Origin of the sequence: Mycoplana sp. BE70, from assembly GCF_031455855.1 — a bacterium.
Classification (GTDB): Bacteria; Pseudomonadota; Alphaproteobacteria; order Rhizobiales; family Rhizobiaceae; genus Mycoplana.
Genome location: NZ_JAVDTM010000015.1, coordinates 86481 through 108350, shown reverse-complemented (window position 1 = coordinate 108350; position 21870 = coordinate 86481). Strand labels below are relative to the sequence as shown.

Here is a 21870-nt window from a genome sequence, read left to right as displayed (position 1 = left end):
GATTCGGTCAGGCGTTCAGGAAGCGCTGCCATTCCTCTTCCATCGCGCCGGCATTGTCCGGCGTGGTGGTCGAGACATAGGGCTTGGAGAATTTCTTGTTCACCTTCGCCTCGGTAGCCTTCAGCGCGGCGACTTCTTCCGCGTTCCAGCCATTGGCTTCGGCATATTCCACGCCGAGATCCATGTTCGGACCCGCATAGCCACGGTCACGGGCCTGGAGTGCCCGATACTCCCCGCTCAGGAAGTAGTTCAGCACCTTGTAGATCGCGCCGAGATTGTCCCTGTCGGCCGCCTGCGCGGCGATATAGGCGCCGTGCCCCCACTTGAAGTAGCCTTCCTTGGTATAGGCATAGCGGGTGGCGTCCGGTCCAAGCGCAAGATTGGCCTCGCGGACGGCCGGCTCCCAGCAGTTGATGACATCCACTTCGCCGTTGGTCAGCAACTGGATCTGTTCCTCGAAAGCGCCGTAGAGCGTGCGGAACTGACCGGCCTTCTTGCGCTCGATCAGGAAGTCGGCCACGGTCTTGGCCTCTTCCGGCGTCAGATCGGCGATATCGCTGAAGGTCGCAGCGCCCTTGGCCTGAAGATAGAGCGCCGCCACGCCCATCGAGTAGGTATAGGCATTGCCGTAGGCGACACGGCCACGCGTCTTCTCATCCTCGAACATGAGCGACCAGGACAGTTCCTCCTGGCTATCGGGCGAAAGGCCGAGCTTTTCGGGGAAGTAACCGAAACTGTCGGCATTGCCGATCACCGGCACGCCCCACTGCTTGCCCTCGCGGTCCTGCACCACGGCCGAGCGCTTCCAGTCATCGGAGGTGCGTTCCCAGAGAGTCAGCTCGGAATGGGCCTCGTCCAGGGGCGCATAGAATCCCTGCGGACCGAGGATATCCTCGGTGCCGGATTCAAAGACAAAAATATCGGCGCTATCGCCCATGTTCGCGCCCATGACGTCGCGCATGAAGACGCCGACATCGTTGCTGGACCCGTTGAGCTCGGCGCGCACGCCAAGGGCCTTCTCCATCGGTGCCCAGTCCTTCAGGGCGGCCGTGGGGACGCCGTAGATTCTGATCAGCGGCACGTCCTGCGCCTTGGCGACGCCGGAGATGCCGCCAACGGCCGCGAGCCCGGCGAGCGCGCTCATGCCCGCCAGCATCTCGCGGCGGGTCAGCTGAGCCTGATTGTAAGTTGAGAACCTGTCCTTCATTTTATGCTCCCCTGTCGGTCTCTCTGGTTAAATGCAGTCACTACGCGGCGAAGATCACGGCATCCGACGTGTTCCAGCCAACCCGTTGTATCTCCGCGGTTTCGCTCGCCATTCCATGCCAACTGCGCAGCCGCAGCGGCCCGGCTCCGGTAACGACCGTGATGTCGGTGTACTTGCCGCGATAGACACGGCTGGTGATCTTCGCCTCGACGCTCTCCGGCGCATCTGCCGCAACAGGCGAGATACGCTCGGCGCGGATCGCGACGGCAACGCTTTCGCCTGTCTTCAGGCCTGGAGAGGTGATCACGCCCCGAATGCGAAGCCCTCCGGAGAATTCGACGGTGCCGATCGTTCCCTCACGACCGATCAACTTCGCCTCCAGAATGTTCTCGTAACCCATGAAGCCCGCAGCAAAGCGGCTTTCCGGCCTGTCGAAGAGATCCAGCGGACTGCCGCTTTGAACGATCTGGCCGTGACTCATCAGAACGACACGGTCGCTCATGGTCAGGGCTTCCTCCTGGCTATGCGTGATATAGACGAAGGTCATGCCTAGGCTGCGTTGCAGTTCCATCAATTCGATCTGCATGTCCTGCCGGAGACGTTCGTCCAGCGCACCGAGGGGCTCGTCCAGCAACAGGACCGCGGGCTGCGTGACCACCGCCCGCGCCAGCGCCACGCGCTGCCGTTCACCGCCCGAAAGCTGGCTGATCCGCCGGTCGGCCTTTGCTTCGAGCTGCACCATCGCAAGCGCCCGCCGCGCCTCGTTCTGCGCATCGGCTGCATTCATCTTGCGGATGCGCAGCCCGTAGGCGACGTTTTCGACGACGTTCATGTGCGGGAAAAGCGCATAGCTCTGGAACACGGTGGTGCAGTTGCGCTTCGCCGCCGGAAGGCGGGCCACATCCTGTCCGCCGATGCGCAACCGCCGGACCGATGTCGGTAGCTCGAGCCCCGAGATCACCCGCAGCATTGTGGTCTTCCCGGAACCGCTGGAACCGAGGATCGTCAGGAATTCACCCTTCGCCGCGGAAAGCGACACATTCGAAAGCGCCGTCACCGCGCCATAGCGGTGGACGATATCCTCGATCTCGAGCATCGGCTCCGCAACTTCATTGCTCATCTGCTTCGGTCTCACTGTTGTCAGCATTTCTCGGTTCAGTGGCGCAGGACCGCGCCGTCGATGCCGGCGAGTCGGGTTGCAAGCGAAAGCGCGACGTCCAGCAGGTCACGCGACAGTCTAGCCGGATCTGCCACCGGAGCGGAGACCGCATCGCGCTGGCGCAGGCCCGTCGAATTGCGGCGCAGGCACTGTCCCGGCGCCCGCAAGGCCGCATCGACCATGGCGGTTGCCGCCCTTCGTGCGGGATCGTTCTGCACGGCCCCTTTCAGGCGGTCGGCGATTCTTTCAAGGCCGCACCCGCCTCCTACGATCACGCCGTCGATACGCGCAGCGCGAAGCGCCGCAATCGCGCGCCGCACGGTTTCCACCTGCGCGGCCGAATCCGGTCCCTTGGCCACGGTCAGCTCCGCCCATCGCCCGAAAAGCCGCGCACGGCGGCGTTCGGCATGTTCACGGTCAAGCGGCAGATAGCGCTTCGCGCGAATCTCAGCCTCGGCGGCAGCGATCCGCAGAGCGATGCGCTCTGCACAGCCGTCAGCACTCGCCAGATGGACCCGTCCGCGTTCGATATGAAAACGCGCAGCCTTGCCCAGCATGGCGGGCTTCAACATGTCGATACGGGTGCCCGCGAGGGCGCAGACCAACGTCGCGCCGGTTGCCGCGGCCAGATCCTCGAGAATTTCCGCCGCCCGCGGCCCCGCATCTGCAGGAACAAGCGCCGCGATTTTCAGGACGCAGGCCTGCCGGTTCCGTTCAATCAGTTGCAGCGCCTGCCCTTCGACGCCACGGGCCGCAATGACGAGGGCCTTGCCGCGAGCGGCAAATCCCTCGATCACCGGCGCAAGCGTCCTGAAGTCCGACAGGACCTCGTTTGCGACGATCAGATGGACATCATCCATCGCCGCCAGCGTACCCGCGCCCACATGGCGCGCATCGAAGCTGAAACCAAGGCCGGCGATGACAGCGGTTTCCGCCGCTTCCTTCACCTCGACCAGTCCATCTGGGCCTGCCACTTCGTCCGCCTCGAGGATCAGGGAGGCGAGTGCGGGCTCAACACCCGCCGCCGCGACTAGCTCAGCCGTCGCATCACAGATCCGCGTTTCCGCCGCAAAGGCGGCGTCGAGCGCCGGCCGCAAGTCCGCAAGCGCCTCGATGATGCGTTCATTCCGAGCCTCCAGAGCACCGGGCCGGCGCCTCTCGGCCAAAGCCGCGCCCGCCATCACCGCCAGCCGGGCCGTCCCATCGCCGAACTGACGCTCGGCGTCGACGAGCGCCTCTTTCAGCAGCCGTTCGGCAAAATGATCCGAGCAGATGTGGCGTGCAATCTCGCTGCCGGTGCGCGCCGAAGAGATGCGGTTGCCGGTCGCATAGATAACATGACGACCATCTGGCCCGATCGAGGCCGCAATAGCTCTCAGCGCCGGCGCGATCGCCTCAGCCATGTCCTGCTGCAATGTTTGACCGGCCAGCGTGCGCATTGGCCTAGCCCCGGGTCAGCTTGTTGCTGCGGGACAACTCGTCGAATACCGCGCGGGCGACCTCGATGGCGTTGGGGGTGTCCGAATGGACGCAGATCGATTCCGCAACCACCCGCACATCGTTTCCATTGACCGAGCGGGTCAGGCCGTAGTCGATGGCACGCCGGACCCTCTCGGCCACTTGGCCCGCCGAAATCGGCGGGTGCTCGCGGGAAATGATCTGCCGACCATCGTCGCCATAATCGATGTCGACGTAGAACTCGCAACTGAAGGGGATGCCGCGCCGGGTGAAGACATCAGACATGCAGCAGTCCGAAAAGGCGATCACCGGCACGCCGAAAACTTCGGCGGCATCGGCGATGCCCTCAGCGACCGCGGGCTCGTTCTGCGCCATGCCGAACAGCGAACCATGCGGCTTGATGTGCGACAGCTCTACCCCCTCGGCTCGCAGAAACCCCTGCAGAGCACCCGTCTGGTAGATGGTCAACGCCGAGACTTCCTCGCGGGTCATCCGCATCGGCCGGCGCCCAAACCCTTCGCGATCGGGGAGACCCGGATGCGAGCCGATATTGATCCCCGCCTTCTTTGCGAGACGTACGGTCCTCGCCATGACGACTGGATCGGATGCGTGGAAGCCGCAAGCGATGTTGGCATGGGTCACGAAGGGCATGCAGGCTTCATCGTCACCGAAGCGATAGATACCAAAAGCCTCGCCCATGTCGCAGTTGATCGTGACCATTCCATCCCTCCTCATGTATGATATATAATATATCACTCGTAGCAGCTCTTGGTGTCAATAGGCAGTCGGACCAGAAAATGCTCTTGCGGGTCCTCTCGTCATGTTTTTTGAGGCCCGGCCTCAAAGCGGCGCGTATCGGCATGACCTGTCCCCGCGAGGCCGAACGGAAGCGACTGGCCTGATAGCCGCCAAGCGACCGACTAACCGCCGCGACCGTCAGCGAGGCTAGCCTGGAAGAGGCGGCGCGGCTGTTGACGTTTGCACGCCAGATCTCCACGGCCAGCAAGGCAAAATGCTCGAGTGCAACGCCGGTCCGGCCCGACTTTGGCTTCCGCTAGCCGGAGTTCAGACCACCTCTCCGCCCCCGATAAGTCATAACGAAATTCAATTTTCCATCTCCAAACCCAGCCAATAGGGTCCGCGGGCTGGCGCTATTTTGATTATTTCACATCGCGACCGCGCCTGATTTTGGGAGGGAGAAAGCATCATGAAATCTTCACCGACGCGCTCCCAGATTTTGGCGTCGGGGCTCGCGATTTTGCTTTTCCCGAGCACATGCAGGCTGAGGAAAGCCTGTCCATCATGAGCTTCGGCGGAGCCCATCAGGCCGCGGAGGGTCAGGGGGTTCGAGCCTTATACCGCGCAGACCGGCATCCGCATCATGGAACAGGAGTACGGTGGTGAGATCGCCAAGATCAAGGCCATGATCGCGGCCGGCGATGTCACGTTGTTTCATCAACGCCCGGACAAGGCGTTTGTCTGTGTCCTCAGGTAGTTGCGCCGGTCACGACTTTCCACTGCGCCATTGCGCCATTGCGCCATTGCGCCATTGCGCCATTGCGCGGGACGAGCATCTTTCCAAGATCGTGGCCGCGCCAGTAAGAATTGCAGCTTTTCCTCTAAGGCGTCAGCTTAGAGTGAGAAATCCTGAACTTGCGAGCAAGATTTTGCGATGTCCCCCGGCACGCCATATGTCAAATGAAACCTGACGTATCATCGTTCGCGCCACTGCGAAAAGAAATGATGGACCGGTCCGCGGCCCTGCCCTATCCGGAGATCGCTCCCACCCGTCAGCGCCGCGTGCAGATAAGTTTTTGCGGCCGTAACTCCCGCCAAAATATCATATCCAGTCGCGAAGTGGGCCGCGATGGCGGACGACAGTGTGCAACCTGTTCCGTGGTCATTGAAAGTCTGAAGTCGGGGGGAGCAGAACTGGTGGCTATCCCCGTCCTTAGTTAGCAAGACATCGACGCACTCAATACCTACACCGTGACCGCCCTTGATCAGGACAGCAGGCGCCCCGTTGCTCTGCAAACTGCGGCCCTGGGCGACAACCTCGTCGTGCGTTTCCGCGATCGGCATCCCCGTCAGCATGGCTGCCTCCAAGAGATTGGGTGTAATGAGGTCGACCCGAGGCATCAGTATCGACTTGAGCGCCGCTACAGCGTCATCCCGCAACAGCCTGTCACCCGAGGTTGCCACCATGACCGGATCAAGCACGATCGGCCCGTCATATTTCTGCAAGCTGTCACCAACTGCGCGGATTGTTTCAGCGCGCGACAGCATGCCGATCTTGATGGCGTTGACGGGAAGGTCACTTAGCACTGCCCGCATCTGTGCTTCGATCATCGGCACTGAAACGTCTTCGACCGCGGAGACGCCCAGCGTGTTTTGCGCGGTTATCGCTGTAAGTACACTAGCTCCGTAGACGCCGAGCGCCGAAAACGTCTTGAGATCCGCCTGGATGCCGGCGCCGCCACCACTGTCGGACCCGGCGATCGTGAGTGCGATCGCCGTCATGTCGTCACCTTCAGGCGGTGTCGCCAAGGTGCCGTCGCCGCCAGCCATTGCCGGGTTCGAGCTTCGGGGTTTTGATGCAGGGTGACATCGGTGACGACCGCCGCACATGCCGCCCCCTGCTCAAGCACCACCGGTGCCCGTTCGGCGGTGACGCCGCCAATGGCCACGAGCGGAATAGCGCCGATACGCCGTTTCCAATCCGCCACGCGCTCGACGCCCTGTGGCTGCCATTTCATTTTTTTCAGGATTGTCGGCCAGACGGGACCGAGCGCGACATAATCCGGCTCCGCCGCGATGGCCGTCTCCAGCTCGGAAACGTCATGGGTGGAAACGCCTAGCTTCAGCTCAGCTCTGCGAATGGCAGGGAGATCGGCCTCGGCAAGGTCCTCCTGCCCGAGATGGATGAAATCGCATTGCTCGTCGATCGCAAGTTGCCAGTAGTCGTTGACGATCAGTTGGCAGCCATAGGCAAGGCACACCGCCTTCGACCGACGAATTTCCTGCCGAAGCATCGTTTCCGGCTTATCTTTGATGCGTAGTTGCAGCAGTTTGACGCCCAGCGGCACCAGTCGTTCGATCCAATCAGCGCTGTCAACGATGAGGTAAAAAGGATCGAGCTTCATGAAAAAACCGCCTTGCCGATTACCGGAGTGGATGGGACTGCCATGTCGCGCGGCTCTAGCGGTAGGGCATGATGCGCCACACGGCCCGCGTCGATCGCCAGCGCAAAAGCCTCGGCCATCCCCGCCGGATCGCCCGCCCCCGCGACAGCAGTGTTGAGCAGCACCGCGTCGAAGCCGAGTTCCATGACAGTCGCCGCGTGCGACGGACGGCCGATGCCGGCATCGACGATCAGTGGAATTTCCGGGAAGTTTACCCTAAACGCTTTCAGCCCAGCCGGATTGACCGGCCCCATGGCCGAGCCGATCGGCGCGCACCATGGCATCAGCACCCGGCATCCGGCTTCGAGCAACCGTTCGGCTACGACAAGATCGTCGGTCGTATACGGAAAAATCTCGAAACCATCCTCGCTCAATATCCTGGCGGCTTCAACGAGGCCGAAGACATCGGGCTGCAACGTATCGTGATGGCCGATCACTTCGAGCTTGATCCAGTTCGTGCGAAACACCTCACGCGCCATCATGGCTGTCAAAACAGCTTCCTTGACGCTGTGGCATCCGGCCGTGTTCGGCAGGATCTTGACGCCGAGATCGCGTATCAGCTCGAAGAAGGAGCCCCCGCTTTTGCCGCCGGCGGTCTCCCGCCTCAGCGACACGGTGACGATTTCGGCCTTCGAGCGCCGCACCGCGTCCGCAAGCACGGCTGGAGACGGGTAGCGGGCCGTGCCAAGCAACAGCCGCGAGCGGAACTCGCATTCGTAGAGTTTCAGCATGTCATCCTCCCTGCATGGGGGTCAGGATTTCAATACGGTCTCGCTCACTGATCGCAAAATCGGAGCGATCCTCGCGATGGACCAGTTCGCCGTTTACGGCAGTGGCCAGCCAGTCCCCCTCGTATTCCAGCGCGACCAGCAGCTCGGCGAGCGTGGAGGCAGAAATATCCTGCTCATAGCCGTTGACGATAAAGGTCATGATGCAGTTCTTTCCTTTGTTTCATGCGCGAGGATCAGGCGGGCAACCTCTGCGGCCATGGCCGGCGCCAGAAGAAAACCGTGGCGATAAAAGCCGTTCACATGAATTACGTCGCCATGGTCGGTGACGCGCGGCAGGTTGTCGGGATAGGCTGGACGAATACCGGCTCCCGTTTCGATCAACCGCGCTTCGCCGAAGGCGGGGTGGAGGGCGTAGGCCGCGTTCAGCAGTTCCATGAGGGAGCGGGCTGTGATCGGGCCGGCATCATCGCTTTCGATCATGGTGGCGCCGACCATGAAACGGTTGCGCTCGCGAGGCACGATGTAGATCGGGTGACGCGGATGCAGAAGGCGGACCGCCCGGGAGAGGTGCACATCTGCGGTCTCAAGGCGCAGCATTTCGCCGCGCACGCCGCGGAGATCGGCGAGTCGCCCGATCTGTTCAGCCCCGGTGCAATCAATCACCCGGTCAAAGGGCACGGTTTCGGCATCACCGCTTGACCCAAAGAGGAAGCGCATGCGCGCCTTCTCAAGGCCTGCGGTCAGGGCGGAGAGCGCCTTGCGTGGATCGAGATGCGCCTCCTGGCGGAAGAACAAAGCCTTGCGGAAGCGACCGGTGAGATCGGGCTCCAGCGCTGAGATTGCATGTTCGTCCAGCCATTCCCAACCACTCGTTCGTCGTGCAAAGCGATCGAGTTCGCCGGCATCGCGTCCGCTGGCAACGACCAGTGTACCGCGACGCTGCACATGGCCCGGCAGCGCCGCCTCCCACCAGTCGGCGGCTAGCCGGCCCAACGTCAGCACGGGCTCTTCTGCGCTTTCCCGTTCGCACCAGGGGGCGAGCATGCCGCCTGCAAAGCCGGAGGAACCGAGGCCAACCTTTTCGGCCCGTTCTTGAATGGTGACGTCGAAGCGGTGGCGATAGAGCTGCCAGGCGACCGTCAGCCCGGCGACGCCGGCGCCCTTGACGAGGATGCGCATCGTCATTCTCCGGCCAGCGGCACATAGAGGTCACCACCCTCGCGGAATATTTGGGCCATGGCCTCCAGTCCCTCCTTCTGCGCCTCGGCGCGGATGTCGTGCGAAATCCGCATCGAGCAGAATTTGGGACCGCACATCGAGCAGAAATGCGCGACCTTGTGCGCCTCTTTCGGCAGAGTTTCATCGTGGAAGCAACGTGCGGTATCGGGATCGAGTGAAAGGTTGAATTGGTCTTCCCAGCGAAACTCGAAGCGCGCACGCGACAGCGCATCGTCACGCACCTGCGCCGCCGGGTGCCCCTTGGCGAGATCGGCTGCATGGGCGGCGATCTTGTAGGTGATGACACCCACCTTCACGTCATTGCGATCCGGTAGGCCGAGATGCTCCTTCGGCGTCACGTAGCAAAGCATCGCTGTTCCGAACCAGCCGATCATCGCCGCTCCTATGCCGGAGGTGATGTGGTCGTAACCCGGCGCAATATCCGTGGTCAGCGGCCCGAGCGTGTAAAAAGGTGCTTCGCCACAGACTTTAAGCTGCTTGTCCATGTTCTCCTTGATCTTGTGCATCGGCACATGGCCCGGGCCTTCGATCATGACCTGGCAGTCTTTCGCCCAGGCGATCTGCGTGAGTTCACCGAGCGTTTCGAGTTCGGCAAATTGCGCAGCATCGTTGGCGTCGGCGATCGAGCCGGGGCGCAGGCCATCGCCGAGCGAGAAGGAGACGTCATAGGCGCGGCAGATATCGCAAATTTCCTCGAAACGCTCGTAAAGGAAGCTCTCGCGATGGTGATGAAGACACCACTTGGCCATGATCGAGCCGCCGCGCGAGACGATGCCGGTGACGCGGTTAACGGTCAGAGGGATGTAGTGCAGCCGCAGGCCGGCGTGGATGGTGAAATAGTCGACGCCCTGCTCGGCCTGCTCGATCAGCGTGTCGCGGAAAACCTCCCAGGTTAGGTCTTCGGCAATGCCGTTCACCTTCTCCAACGCCTGGTAGAGCGGCACGGTGCCGATCGGGACGGGAGAATTGCGGATGATCCATTCGCGGATGTTGTGGATGTTACGGCCCGTCGAGAGGTCCATGACGGTATCGCCGCCCCAGCGGATCGCCCAGACCATCTTCTCGACCTCCTCGGCCATGGAGGAGGCGACCGCCGAATTGCCAATATTGGCGTTGATCTTGACCAGGAAATTCCGGCCGATGATCATCGGTTCTGCCTCGGGATGGTTGATGTTGGCGGGGATGATGGCCCGGCCATTCGCGACCTCTTGACGGACGAATTCCGGCGTCACGAAATCGGGGATCTGCGCGCCAAAGCTTTCGCCGTCGCGGACAAGGGCTTCCTTCGCAGCCCTGCGGCCGAGATTTTCCCTGATGGCGATGAATTCCATTTCCGGGGTGATGATGCCGGCGCGGGCATAGGCGAGCTGCGTTACCGCCTTGCCGTCCTTCGCCCGGCGCGGATGGTTGCGGACGGGAAATTCCGGCGTCAGGCGCTCGCCGGTGGCAAAACCGTTGTCCTCGGGGCGGATGTGGCGGCCCTCGTAGCCGTCGGTGTCGCCGCGGGCGGCGATCCAACTTTCGCGCAGCCGCGGCAGGCCGGCCTCGATGGCCACCACGTGGTTGGGGTCAGTATAGGGGCCGGAGGCGTCATAGACGATGACGGGCGGTTCGCCTGAGGTCGGATGCAGCGAGATCTCGCGCATCGGCACGCGGATATCGGGATGCTGTTCGCCGGCAATGTGGATCTTGCGCGAGGCAGGCAAGGCACCGGTCGTGACGGTCGGAGTGAGTTCTTGGGCGGCAATATTCATCGGTGAGGCTCCAATTTTGCGTTTGGAGACCCAGTCCTAGAGCCGGAATGATGGAAGGACGCGGAGGCGGAATCCGGGTCGCGGATATCCCGCCACAGCGCTTGCACCGTCCCTACGCCAGTATGAACTGGATCAGGTTCAACGGGTCACTGCGCGCGATAGCAGAATCTCAGCCCCTTGCCGGGACACCCCTGGTGAATGAAGAAAGGCTATGTCACCCGCGCCGATTGGTCAAGCAGTGTCCAAAAGGGTTTGCCAAATCGGGATAAGGTCGGTTCAAGCCGTCGCAATGGTCGTCAACGCCCGTGGGGCATGCAAACGCCTTCGGATTCGTTCCATATACACGAGGGCTGCCGGCCGTCGCGGCCATCCACGCGTCCCCGTTCGCTGCGGCAAGCGATAGGCCAGCATTTGCCAGGCGGCGGACATAGTAAGCCGAGCTTCCCCACGGCTTGGATGACCGCGTCAGCGCCTTTCGTCCGGACCTTTGGCGCGGCGGTGCGCAGCGTATCGGCGCGCCGCGCAATTTCGCCGGCGGCGTGCAAGGGCGCGCCTGTTCCCTCAGACCAGGGCGAGGCAGACAGCGCGGGCAAAGGTGGGATCACCCGGGCGAACGCGACCCATGCCTCCAAGGGTCTTGAAAGCGGGCTCATACCGCTCGGCCAGCGGCACGGGCCGGTCCCATTCTAGCAGCGCGGCGATCAACAGATCGGCAAGCGCCCAGGTGAGCGGTTCGGCATCCGCCAGCGGCGGCGCGAAACGACCGGATTGCAGCGCGTCGTCGGCGTGGTCCACCGCCCCGGTCAGCCGATCGTCCCAGGCGAGCCCGAAAAGATCGGCGAGCTCGGCGCCGCTTTTGACGAGAAACCGGGCTTTCGCGTCGAAACCCTTTTGTAGGCCAGAAACTCCCGGCCGGCTGGGCCGGGATCGTCGCCGGCCGCGGTCAGCAGAACGGCGTCGCGCAGCACTGTCTCATCCTCGGTGCGGCCCATCAGCCAGACCGCGACGGCGGAACAGTTCAGGGCTTGGCGCGCGCCAGCAGCCGGCCCAGACGGGTGCGGATCGGACAAGATCATCCAGCGATTCCAAGACGATGCCGGCAGAAAAGTCGGAAAAAACCTTGTCCGACTCGCGGCCGCATCAGATAAAAAGTGTCCCCTCCAACATGTGTCGCCGCGGCCAGAATCGAAGAAAAATCCTCGAAAATCCCTTCAATGCTTTGAACGATCGCTCGCGAGTATTCGTGGGTGGTGCATGTTTCGCCTGCGGAAACTCCTCATTCGCCAGTTACATTAGCGCGGAGCGTGGAACATTTTCCGGAAAACCGAGCGTCAAACCGTTTTCGTCGAACCGGTAGACCTGCGATCCGTCAGGGCTTGCGAATATGGTTTGGCCGGACGCCACGGCGTCTTCTATGCCCGTGCGAACCGTGATCTTTTGGCCCTGATCGAGCGCGACATGAACGATGGTTTCCGCGCCCAGATGTTCCACCCTTTCGACATGGCCACCCCACATTCCCGTCTTACGGGAAAGGGAAATGGCTTCCGGCCGCAAGCCGATGGCGTGGGCACCGTATTGTGCAGCCCTTTCACCGTCGATGAAATTCATCTTCGGTGAACCTATAAAGCTAGCGACGAAACGGTTTGCGGGCCGGCGATACAATTCCAGCGGGGTAGCGAATTGCTCGATACGTCCGGCGTTCATCACGGCGATGCGGTCGGCCATCGTCATCGCCTCGATCTGATCGTGGGTCACATAGATCATCGTGCTGCCGAGCCGCTGGTGTAACTCGGAAATCTCCAACCGCATACTGACGCGCAATGCCGCGTCGAGGTTTGACAGAGGTTCATCGAACAGAAAGCCGGCCGGCTGGCGAATAATGGCCCGCCCGATTGCGACGCGCTGCCGCTGGCCACCCGAGAGATTGCGGGGACGTCGTTCCAGATAAGGCAGCAGGTCGAGGCTCTTGGCGACCTCCTGCACGCGCGCGCGAATCGTCGCTGCCTTTTCGCCAGACATTTTCAGCGGGAACCCGATGTTCTGCGCCACCGTCATATGCGGATAGAGGGCGTAGGACTGGAACACCATCGAGAGCTTGCGCTTGCCCGGCGAAGCCTGCGTCACATCTTTGCCATCGATATGAACCTCACCGGAGGTCGGGTCTTCCAACCCGGCAATCAGCCGCAGCAGCGTGGATTTGCCACAGCCGGAAGGCCCGACGAAGACGACGAACTCGCCATCAACAATCTCGAGATTGGCGTCGGGAATGACCACCTGGTCGCCAAACGCCTTGTGAATGTTTTTGAGGGTGATGGAACCCATTGGTAGTTCTCCTACTTAACGGCGCCGAACGTCAGACCGCGGACGAGCTGCTTCTGACTCATCCAGCCGAGGACGAGGATGGGGGCGATTGCCAGCGTCGAAGCCGCCGACAGCTTTGCCCAGAACAGACCCTGCGGGCTGGAATAGGAAGCAATGAATGCCGACAGGGGCGCTGCCTTGATGGCGGTGAGGCTCAGAGTCCAGAACGCCTCGTTCCACGCCAGGATAACGTTGAGAAGCATTGTCGAGGCAACGCCCGGCAGGCTCATCGGAAGCAGAACGTAGAAGAGTTCCTTCAGCGTTGTGGCCCCGTCCATACGGGCCGCTTCGAGGATATCCGCGGGGACTTCCTTGAAATAGGTGTAAAGCATCCACACCATGATCGGCAGGTTGGCGATGACGAGAATGAACGTGACGCCGAAAAGCGTATCGAGAAGACCGGCTGTCTTGAAGATCAGGAAGATCGGCACCAGCGCACCGACGGCGGGCATCATCTTGGTGGAGAGCATCCACATCAGGACATGTCGGGTGGCGCGGGTGGGCTGGAACGCCATCGACCAGGCCGCCGGTATCGCCAGCAGCATGCCGAGAACCGTCGAACCCACGGAAATAGCCACCGAGTTCAGGAAATGGGTGAAATATTCCGAGCGCTCCTGCACCTCGAAGTAGTTTTCAAGCGTCCATTGGGTCGGCAGGAAGCTCGGCGGGAATGCAATGGCATCGACTTCCGTCTTGAAGCTGGTGAGCACAGTCCAAAGGATCGGAAAGAACAGCAGCAGCGCCACTGTCCAGCCCAGCACGGAGATGCCGGTCTTCAGAAAGATTGTGTGAGGCTTTTTCATTTTCGTTTCCTCAGGCGGTCAGGTTCTTGCCGGCCAGTCGAATGGCGAAAATGGCGACGGCATTGGCAATGACCACGGCGATGATCGCGCCGGCGGAAGCGGCTCCCACATCGAACTGGAGCAGGGCTTGCACATAAATCAGGAACGGCAGGTTGGTGGACGCATAGCCAGGCCCGCCACTGGTGGTGACGAAGATCTCAGCAAAGATCGCCAGGATGAAGATCGTCTCCATCAGCAGGACGACCGTGACGGCCCGGCCCAGATGCGGCAGGATAATGTAAATCAGCCGGTCGAACGGTCCGGCACCGTCCATGCGCGCGGCTTCCTGCTGCTCGGTGTCAAGCGACTGAAGCGCGGTCAGGAAGATCAGGGTAGCGAAGGGCAACCACTGCCACGCGACAATCATCACGATGGACAGAAGCGGAGAGTTGCTTAGCCATTCCACGGGCGGCAGGCCCAGCTTGTGCGCGATCCAGGCGAAGATGCCGTAGCCCGGATGCATAAGCATGTTCTTCCACACCAGCGCCGACACCGTGGGCATGACGAAAAACGGCGCGATGACGAGAAGCCGGACGACGCCACGACCCCACATCGGCTGATCAAACAGCAAAGCGAGCAGGATACCGCCGATCACCGTGATCGCCAGCACGCCGCCTACGAGCAGCAAGGTATTAATGATCGCCTGCGAGAATGCGGGATCCGACAGGAAATAGGTGTAATTGCTGACCCCTGCAAATCCCGCCTCTGCTGGATTTAGCAGATTGTAGTACTGGAACGACAACCACAACGTCATCGCCAGTGGAACAATCATGCCGATAAAAAGCAGCACCACGGAGGGTGTTAGGGCGAACCGCGCCGCTCGCTTCATCTGATAGCCAGACATATCTATCTCGTCCCGTTTCGAATTCGAGGTTCAGGCAGATCCGGGCGCCTGCCGTCACGTCCCGCCGATGACATTCAGAACGGTCCCCTCAAAGGCGCGGACTAATGCAACGCCGGCATGGCCGACCGGCGCGCCGACATCGAGGATGCAGGCGCACCGGTCCATATCCGCCGTTACTTCTTGTAGTAACCGGCGCGCTCCATCGTGCGCTCGACATAGGCCTGCGACTCTTCGAGCACCTGGTCAGCCGTCTTGCTGCCGCTGACAGCAGCAGCAATCGTCTGGCCAATGGTTGTTCCGAGGGCCTGGAATTCCGCGATATCGATGAAGCCGGCGCCCGTGTAAGGGGTTTCCATGACGGAAGGCTTGGTCGGCTGCACGGCGGAGATGGCAGCAAGCACCTTGTCTGCGAAGGGCTTTGCAACGTCCTGATATTCAGGAGAGGCATAGGTCGACTTGCGCGTGCCCGACGGCGCAAGCAGCCAGCCTTCGCGCTCACCGACGAGACGCGCATATTCCTTCGACGTCGCCCATTCGATGAACTTCTTGGCAGCAGCGGCGTTGTCCGTCACGCTAACCGGCACGGCCAGAGCCCATGCACCGCTCCAGCCTGCGGCTTCAGGGTTCTTGTCGGTAATGGGGAACGGCGCAAAGCCGGTCGTTTCGGAAACCTGCGATTCCTTCGGATCTAGCAGGTAGCCTGCCGTTACCGTGGCATCGATCCACATACCGCACTTGCCACTGCTGAAGAGAACGCGGTTTTCATTGTAGCCGTTCGTCGTCGCGCCGGTCGGGCCGGCTGTCTTCATGACATCCAGGTACCAGTTGAGCGCCTGGTTCCAGGGCTCGCTCGTCAACAGCGGCTTCCACTCCATATCAAACCATGCGCCGCCAAAGGCTGCGACGAAGGTCGAAATCAGCGGAGAATTCTCACCCCAGCCCGGCTTGCCGCGCAAGCAGATGCCGTTGATTCCGTTGTCGCGGTCCGTGAGCTTTTCCGCAAAGATCGCAATATCATCGAAAGTGGGCTTTTCCGGCATCGTCAGGCCGGCCTTCTCGAAAAGATCCTTGCGGTAGAAGGTGATGAGGCTTTCGCCGTAGAAGGGCGCACCGTACATCGTGCCGTCAACGCTGAGGCTTTCGCGCGTCGCAGTGATGAAGTCGTCATAGTCATAGTCGGCGCTGAAATCGTCCAGCTTCGTCAGCCAGCCCATCTTGGCCCAGAGTTGGGTCTGGTAGGAGTTGACCGAAATCACGTCGTACTGGCCAGCCTTGGTGGCAATATCGGTCGCCAGACGCTCGCGCAGCGTGTTCTCTTCCAGCACCACCCAGCGCAGCTTGATACCTGTCTTGTCCTCGAACTCCTTCGACAGCTTCTGCATGATGATCATGTCACCGTTGTTGACGGTCGCAATCACAATTTCCTCTGCCGAAGCGGACGCAACGGCACCGCCAAGAGCCAGGGCAGCGCCCAGCGCAGCTACAAGTTTACGCATTTCCCATTCCCTCCAAATGCCGGTCACGGTGACCGGTCCTCTCTTCAAAAAGTGCCGCCGACATCAAGTTCGGACGACGTAACTACGGACCACAAGCCCGTAACTGTGGCAGCGCCCCTCAGTCGCCGCGCGGATACAAACCGAATGTCGGATCGATGGGCGTCAGCCGGGCGACCTTGGCCTCGATGACCTTTCCAGCGGCCAGAAGCTGCTCTTCCTCGAATTGCGACGCCATGAGCTGCACGCCCATCGGAACGTTGTTCACCAGCCCGGTGGGAACCGCCATGGATGGAAGCCCCAGCAACGGCGGCACGTGTAACGGGGATAGCTCGAGAACCATCTCTTCCGTCAGAACGACGGGCTTTTCGTAGAAATCAGCGGGCTGCGGCTTGCGCCAGGCGGTCGGCGTCAAGACGAGAGGATAGTCCCGCATGAACAGGAGCCACTCACGGATGATCGACGTCCGGCGGGCGAGACCCTCGCGGAACTCATCGAAACTCATGTGCGGCGTCGCATCGAGCAGGGCGTGCGCTTCGTTGATCTCTTCCGGCGGCGCGTGCGCCTCGATCATATCGAGCATGCCCGCGCGTATTTCGTGGATCAGCAGCCTGTCCCGCAAGGCAGAGGCTTCCGCATAGCGTGGCGGCACGACGTTTTCGACCGTGTAGCCAGCCTCGAAGAGCCACTGCGCAGCTTGCCGAACGGCCTCGATCGTTTCCTCGTCCCTATCGACGCCGGGAAGATGGGCGAGCACGGCCACTTTGCACGGGCCAGATCGGTGTGGTCCTGGAATGGGCGCGTGAGCCGACCAAGGGTCGAGGGGGTCATGGCCTGACATCGCCCAAAGAGCAATTCTCAAATCGTCGATGGAACGCGCGAACGGTCCGTTGACAACGGCAAGTTGGGACATGATCGGGAGATCAACGGCAGACGTGCCACTGTAGTGCGGTACGCGACCGAAGGTGGGCCGCATTCCGAAAAGGCCGCAGCAATAAGCCGGATAGCGGATAGAACCGCCACTATCATTGCCGTGCGCAAGCGGCACCATGCCGGTTGCCACCGAAGCTGCCGCACCACCGCTCGATCCACCTGGAGAAAGCTCGGAGGCCCAGGGATTCAGAGTGCGGCCATACAGTCTGTTGTTGGTGAAAAGACCGAAGGACAAAGCTGGCGTATTCGTTCGTCCAAGAACGATGGCGCCGGCCTCCCGCCACTTGCGCACCAACGGGGAATCCTGGTCGGCAATACGATCAGCAAATGCCGGAACACCATTCGTCGTCGGCCTGTTCGCGACATCGATGTTGACCTTAATCGTAACGGGAACGCCATGCAGAGGGCCGAGGGCATCACCCCGCGCCACGGCAACATCTGCCGCCTGTGCCGCAGCTCGCGCTTCCTCTTCCATCAAATCGACGATTGCATTCACGGACGGATTGACGGAAGCAATCCTCGCCAGGCAACCCTCCAGCACGTCCACGCTGGACGTACGCTTCTCTCGGATCGCCGAGGCGATCTCGGCGGCACCCCACCGCCAGAACTCTTCACTCATACCATCCCCCGGCATTGCGTTGATCGTTTCCGACGCCTAGTTCCGTGCACCACCGATAGACTGCAGAGCACGCGACACGATCGCGTCCTCGGCTTCACCAATAGAGAGGGCGATCCCGCCCTCCTCCGGCGCGAGCGCCTCAAGCGTAGCAAGCTGACTGGCGAGCAGTTCAGCCGGCATGAAATGTGCTTGCCGCGCCTGCAACCGCTCATGAATTAACTCCTTAGCCCCTGAAAGATGGACGATGGAAATCGATCCAAGTCGGGCGCGCAGGAAATCCCTGTAGCTTTTCTTGAGAGCCGAGCAGGCAATCACGACAGGCCCGCCATGCTTTTCCACCTCACCTTCGGCAGCCTCTGCAATCGCTTTCATCCACGGCCAACGATCATCGTCGCTGAGTGACTGGCCGGCAGCCATTTTCTCAATATTTCCGGCTGAGTGATAGTCGTCAGCCTCAACAAAACCCGCACCGAGACTGTCGGCCAATGCCCTGCCAATCGTTGATTTTCCAGCGCCGCTGACACCCATCACGAGGACAAAACCCGCACTTCTTGCCTTGCGCCGCTCTATTGGAGCCGCCATTACCCACCCTAATCTTCAGAGCTATCATCTTGCGCCATTGATGAATGTATGCGCTTTCATTGTCAACCTGATCTTTCGCATTTATGATCGGTCTTCAATGGGGTGGAGAAGAGGGATTCGCATGAGCGGCAAGCGCGCAAAGCTTTCCGATGTTGCCAGGGCTGCCGGCGTGAGCGCAGCCACCGTTTCAAGGGCGCTAAGAAAACCGGAGTTGGTTTCCCCCGCCGTTCGCGAACGGATTCAGCACGTCATCGAAGAGTTCGGATATGTCGCCAACCCAGCGGCAAGAGCGCTTGCATCGGCACGAACAGACGTCATCGGCATTCTCGTTCCATCTTTGACAAACAACGTCTTTGCCGACGTACTCCGAGGCATCTACACGGTTGCAGAAACACGGCGCTACGAAGTGCAGCTCGCAAACACGCGCTATTCGAACCTAGAAGAGGAAAACCTGCTGCGCGTTTTCCTCAGCCAGAAGCCGGCCGGACTGATCGTTACAGGTATCGATCAGTCCGCGGCCTCGCGGGCGCTTCTTAAAAATGCGGACTGTCCAATTGTACAGATCATGGAAACAGGTGACGAACCGATCGAGATGATCGTCGGTTTTTCCCACCGGCAGGGAGCCTATCAGGCGACACAGCACCTGATCAGTCAGGGATATCGCCGCATCGCCTTTCTGGGCGCCAGAATGGACCAGCGCACGCAGAGACGTCTGGACGGATATTGCGAGGCTCTTCGGACACAAGGCCTTTTCGATGAGCGCCTGATCGTGACAACGCCCCGCGCATCAACCGTGACACTCGGCTGCGAACTCCTGACAAAGCTTTTGGACAAGGATCTCTGTGCCGACGCCGTGTTCTGCAACAATGACGACCTCGCCTTGGGCGTGCTCTTCGAATGCCAGCGACGCCGGATCGACGTACCGCATGAATTCGGCATCTGCGGCTTCAACGATCTGGAGATGATGGCAGTTGCCAATCCTCCCATCACCAGCGTCAGAACCTATAGGCAGGAGATGGGTGAGTGCGCTGTCCGAATGCTGATCGATCGAATTGAAGGGAGGCCGGTTGAGAGGGGGCTCGTGGATCTAGGATTTGAACTGATAGTCCGGCAATCCACACAAAAACAATCCAAAGCATCCTGAAGAAGGCGCTGCACGTTATCTGGATAATGATTACAGCGGATGCGGCTGCCTGCGACGCAGCTGGCGAGCTTGATCCGGGGCCTCATGAGGCTTTTAATCCCCGCAACCGCACGCAACACGGAGAGGCATGCAAGGTTGCCACTCGGCAATGTCGCGCGGCCTTTTTCAAAATCGGGATCGCCGTTTTGTTCTCATAGTCGCACCCAGCTGACCTGTCCGGGTGGCGCTAGCATGGTCAAGCCGCGCCCCCCTGCGAGCGCAGGGCGAACCGTCGCGAAGGCTCAGCGGAAATCGATAGTAGAGCCATGCCGCGTCGGCGATAGTCCCAGCAGGTAAACGAGTCGACGGTAACTCCAACACTGACTTCTGTTCAGGGTTACGAAATGATCGACTATCATCTGCTGCGTCAGTGATGCTCCAGTTGCAAGCATCACTGACGCTGTTGGCCTCAGCCCTCGCCCCGGGAATTGATCTATGCGACGACGAAGCCTGCGTCGACAGGGTCCGCGCGGTTGAACGTCCAACGCGCGCCACCAAGTAGAGCGGCCTTCCCCTTGACCGTGGGCGTTGGCAGTCACACGCCCAACGATGACTGCCACATGATCCAGGTCTCGCGCCCCGAAATTGCCTTCATTGCAGCGCGGGCTCATCCCCTGTCCGGCCGTGGCCTGGTGACGCGGGAAGAATTCGCCAGCCTGGCTCTTTTGCACCGCGAGACGCGCTCTGAAACCCGTGCAGTGATCGATGCGGCCATGGATCGCCACAACTACCGACCCGGCCGTGTCGTCGTATTCGGCAATCGCGAAGGCGCGTTGACCGCGGCAAGCCAGGGATTGGGGCTGGCGCCGACGTCACTTGAGGAAATCCCGCCCAGTGCTGCCGTCAGCGTCATTCGCGCCGCCGATTTCCGCACCTATGGCGAGATCTACGCCATTTGCCTGAAAGCACGCTCGCACTTGCCCCTCGTCCGAGAGGCTTGAGACATTCTCCGCGAAGAACCGTTCTGTGTCGCTACGTAACAGGAGCCTCCGCGGAGCGGATCCCAGCCGTACAGGCTCAAGAACGTAGGCAAGACAGTCGCCGTCGTCGCATGCACCGCACTCCACGCCGCGCCGCCGCGGAAGAAGGAGGCGCTCTTGCCGGAGGAGCTGATCGCCATGCTGGAGACGCTCGACCGTGGCAGCGTCGGGGCGCGCGCGATCGCGCCATCTTCGCTGTGAGCCTCACGGCAGCATCGGCAGCCTGTCGAAGGGATCGATCACCGGCACGCCGAGCGGATCGAAATGGCGCGTGTTCCGGGTCAGCACGGTAAGCCCGTGCACCCGAGCCGTTGCCGCGATGGCGATGTCTTCGAAACCGGGTTTGTGCGCCCGGGCATGATCAAGGATATCGCCCGCCACGTTCGCGCATTTCAGGTCAAAAGGCAGCAGCCGGTCCGAATAGAGATACTCGATGGCGCTCCACCAGTCGCGAAGGGCACGCGCTTTTGTCGTTGCACCTTCGCGTTGCGCCTTGGCAATGTCCGCTGCAACCTCTGCCGCTGACACGACGGAGAGAAACAGGTAGGGACTGGCGCGATCCAGCCATTGGATCAGGGCGCCCTCCCCTCCCCGCTTCGACGGCGCCAGGGCCGAGATGACGTTGGTGTCGACCAGGAACATCACAAGTCGATGGCGCGATGCGGCTTACCGGTCCGCGTCGGAAGATCGGTTTCTTCACCCGGAAAAGCGCCGAGCAATCGCCCAAAGCTCGGCGCATGCGACAGCTTCTCGTATTCACGATAGGACAGCACCACGGCTTCCTTTCGCCCGTGCCGGGTGATCACGGCCGGATTGCCACGGATCGCTTGATCAACCACGGCCGAGAGCGTCGCCTTGGCGTCTTTCAGCTGGATTTCTTTCATATGTCACCTGTTATGACTACAGTGGTCATAATATATCCGCTGCAGCGGCGAAAACAAGCCCGCAGGCGACCGCTAGGGCGATTGCAGATCACACGGATCGCGCGCCCTCAGCATGAGGATCGCTTTCAAGGATCTTGTCTTGGAAACGACGACCATCGAATCGCGCGGATTTCGCTCAACGGGCCATACGGCCGCGCCCCTCGCCAGGGCGGCAACCTGTTGCCACCCGCGCTCGGTGCGCAACCAGCAAAGCTCCTCCTCGAGGCCATCTTCGGCCACCTCGATCCACCAGGCCTTGGGGCAGCTGCAGTCCGACCATCGCGTCGGTAATGCCGGTGAGCCGGGTGATGTCAGCGGGGATGGGGCCGCTCGGTTGCCGCAGTCGCCGTAGACGGTGGGGGCGATTGTGATACAGCTAG

General features: G+C 61.2%; 22 protein-coding genes, 1 pseudogene and 1 riboswitch. Of the genes and pseudogenes, 3 read left to right on the top strand and 20 right to left on the bottom strand.

Going from position 1 to position 21870, the window contains the following annotated elements; translation table 11 throughout:
* Positions 1-7 precede the first annotated feature (7 nt).
* The 18 genes from J2Y48_RS22835 to J2Y48_RS22745 all read right to left on the bottom strand — a co-directional run bounded on the left by J2Y48_RS22835 (position 8) and on the right by J2Y48_RS22745 (position 18404).
* Positions 8-1207 (bottom strand): PotD/PotF family extracellular solute-binding protein, encoded by a 1200-nt coding sequence (locus tag J2Y48_RS22835; RefSeq protein WP_310423056.1) that lies wholly within the window; start codon positions 1205-1207, stop codon positions 8-10.
* Positions 1208-1247: 40 nt separating this feature from the next.
* A complete protein-coding gene (locus J2Y48_RS22830; protein WP_310423053.1) occupies positions 1248-2327 on the bottom strand; it encodes an ABC transporter ATP-binding protein in 1080 nt (359 codons plus the stop codon).
* Positions 2328-2362: 35 nt separating this feature from the next.
* Complete coding sequence (locus J2Y48_RS22825) at positions 2363-3805, bottom strand: TCP-1/cpn60 chaperonin family protein (protein WP_310423050.1); 1443 nt, start codon at positions 3803-3805, stop codon at positions 2363-2365.
* A 4-nt stretch (positions 3806-3809) separates the two neighbouring features.
* Positions 3810-4544 (bottom strand): 5-oxoprolinase subunit PxpA, encoded by a 735-nt coding sequence (pxpA, locus tag J2Y48_RS22820; protein ID WP_310423047.1) that lies wholly within the window; start codon positions 4542-4544, stop codon positions 3810-3812.
* 993 nt (positions 4545-5537) lie between these two features.
* The gene (gene thiD, locus J2Y48_RS22815; RefSeq protein WP_310423045.1) at positions 5538-6344 is read right to left on the bottom strand and encodes a bifunctional hydroxymethylpyrimidine kinase/phosphomethylpyrimidine kinase; all 807 of its coding nucleotides are present in this window, start codon (positions 6342-6344) and stop codon (positions 5538-5540) included.
* The gene (locus J2Y48_RS22810) at positions 6341-6967 is read right to left on the bottom strand and encodes a thiamine phosphate synthase (RefSeq protein ID WP_310423042.1); all 627 of its coding nucleotides are present in this window, start codon (positions 6965-6967) and stop codon (positions 6341-6343) included. The genes thiD and J2Y48_RS22810 overlap by 4 nt, the downstream gene beginning before the upstream one ends.
* Positions 6964-7737, bottom strand: a complete 774-nt coding sequence (locus J2Y48_RS22805) for a thiazole synthase (RefSeq protein ID WP_310423039.1) — start codon at positions 7735-7737, stop codon at positions 6964-6966. Before J2Y48_RS22805 ends, J2Y48_RS22810 begins: the two co-directional genes overlap by 4 nt.
* A 1-nt stretch (position 7738) precedes the next feature.
* Positions 7739-7936, bottom strand: a complete 198-nt coding sequence (thiS, locus tag J2Y48_RS22800) for a sulfur carrier protein ThiS (protein WP_310423036.1) — start codon at positions 7934-7936, stop codon at positions 7739-7741.
* Positions 7933-8916, bottom strand: a complete 984-nt coding sequence (gene thiO / locus J2Y48_RS22795; RefSeq protein ID WP_310423033.1) for a glycine oxidase ThiO — start codon at positions 8914-8916, stop codon at positions 7933-7935. Before thiO ends, thiS begins: the two co-directional genes overlap by 4 nt.
* 2 nt (positions 8917-8918) lie before the next feature.
* Complete coding sequence (gene thiC, locus J2Y48_RS22790; RefSeq protein WP_310423030.1) at positions 8919-10730, bottom strand: phosphomethylpyrimidine synthase ThiC; 1812 nt, start codon at positions 10728-10730, stop codon at positions 8919-8921.
* Positions 10731-10821: 91 nt separating this feature from the next.
* A riboswitch (TPP riboswitch) is annotated at positions 10822-10933 on the bottom strand.
* Positions 10934-11291: 358 nt separating this feature from the next.
* Positions 11292-11525: a DUF1403 family protein gene (locus J2Y48_RS22780; RefSeq protein WP_310423028.1), complete on the bottom strand. Its 234-nt coding sequence runs from the start codon at positions 11523-11525 to the stop codon at positions 11292-11294.
* An 8-nt stretch (positions 11526-11533) separates the two neighbouring features.
* Complete coding sequence (locus tag J2Y48_RS22775; RefSeq protein ID WP_310423025.1) at positions 11534-11806, bottom strand: DUF1403 family protein; 273 nt, start codon at positions 11804-11806, stop codon at positions 11534-11536.
* A 211-nt stretch (positions 11807-12017) separates the two neighbouring features.
* Positions 12018-13052, bottom strand: a complete 1035-nt coding sequence (locus J2Y48_RS22770) for an ABC transporter ATP-binding protein (RefSeq protein ID WP_310423022.1) — start codon at positions 13050-13052, stop codon at positions 12018-12020.
* Between the two features lie 11 nt (positions 13053-13063).
* Entirely contained in the window at positions 13064-13894 is an 831-nt protein-coding gene (locus J2Y48_RS22765; protein WP_310423019.1) for a carbohydrate ABC transporter permease, read from the bottom strand.
* Positions 13895-13904: 10 nt separating this feature from the next.
* Positions 13905-14777 carry a sugar ABC transporter permease gene (locus J2Y48_RS22760; protein WP_310423016.1) on the bottom strand — a complete coding sequence of 291 codons (873 nt, stop codon included), beginning with the start codon at positions 14775-14777 and terminating at the stop codon, positions 13905-13907.
* Between the two features lie 173 nt (positions 14778-14950).
* Complete coding sequence (locus tag J2Y48_RS22755; RefSeq protein WP_310423013.1) at positions 14951-16273, bottom strand: sugar ABC transporter substrate-binding protein; 1323 nt, start codon at positions 16271-16273, stop codon at positions 14951-14953.
* 118 nt (positions 16274-16391) lie between these two features.
* Complete coding sequence (locus J2Y48_RS22750) at positions 16392-17822, bottom strand: amidase (protein ID WP_310423010.1); 1431 nt, start codon at positions 17820-17822, stop codon at positions 16392-16394.
* Between the two features lie 36 nt (positions 17823-17858).
* On the bottom strand, positions 17859-18404 hold the full coding sequence (locus tag J2Y48_RS22745; RefSeq protein ID WP_310423007.1) for a gluconokinase: 546 nt from the start codon (positions 18402-18404) through the stop codon (positions 17859-17861).
* A 121-nt stretch (positions 18405-18525) separates the two neighbouring features.
* Between J2Y48_RS22745 and J2Y48_RS22740 the strand changes: the two genes are divergently transcribed.
* The 3 genes and pseudogenes from J2Y48_RS22740 to J2Y48_RS22730 form a co-directional block, all read left to right on the top strand.
* Positions 18526-19548: a LacI family DNA-binding transcriptional regulator gene (locus J2Y48_RS22740; RefSeq protein ID WP_405030290.1), complete on the top strand. Its 1023-nt coding sequence runs from the start codon at positions 18526-18528 to the stop codon at positions 19546-19548.
* Positions 19549-20108: 560 nt separating this feature from the next.
* Complete coding sequence (locus J2Y48_RS22735) at positions 20109-20528, top strand: substrate-binding domain-containing protein (protein WP_310423163.1); 420 nt, start codon at positions 20109-20111, stop codon at positions 20526-20528.
* Positions 20529-20651: 123 nt separating this feature from the next.
* Positions 20652-20758 (top strand): annotated as a pseudogene (locus tag J2Y48_RS22730) (integrase); the annotation flags it as partial.
* Between the two features lie 13 nt (positions 20759-20771).
* Here the strand turns inward: J2Y48_RS22730 and J2Y48_RS22725 are convergent.
* Entirely contained in the window at positions 20772-21209 is a 438-nt protein-coding gene (locus J2Y48_RS22725; protein ID WP_310423004.1) for a type II toxin-antitoxin system VapC family toxin, read from the bottom strand.
* On the bottom strand, positions 21209-21451 hold the full coding sequence (locus J2Y48_RS22720; RefSeq protein WP_310423001.1) for a type II toxin-antitoxin system Phd/YefM family antitoxin: 243 nt from the start codon (positions 21449-21451) through the stop codon (positions 21209-21211). Before J2Y48_RS22720 ends, J2Y48_RS22725 begins: the two co-directional genes overlap by 1 nt.
* Positions 21452-21870: the final 419 nt, after the last annotated feature.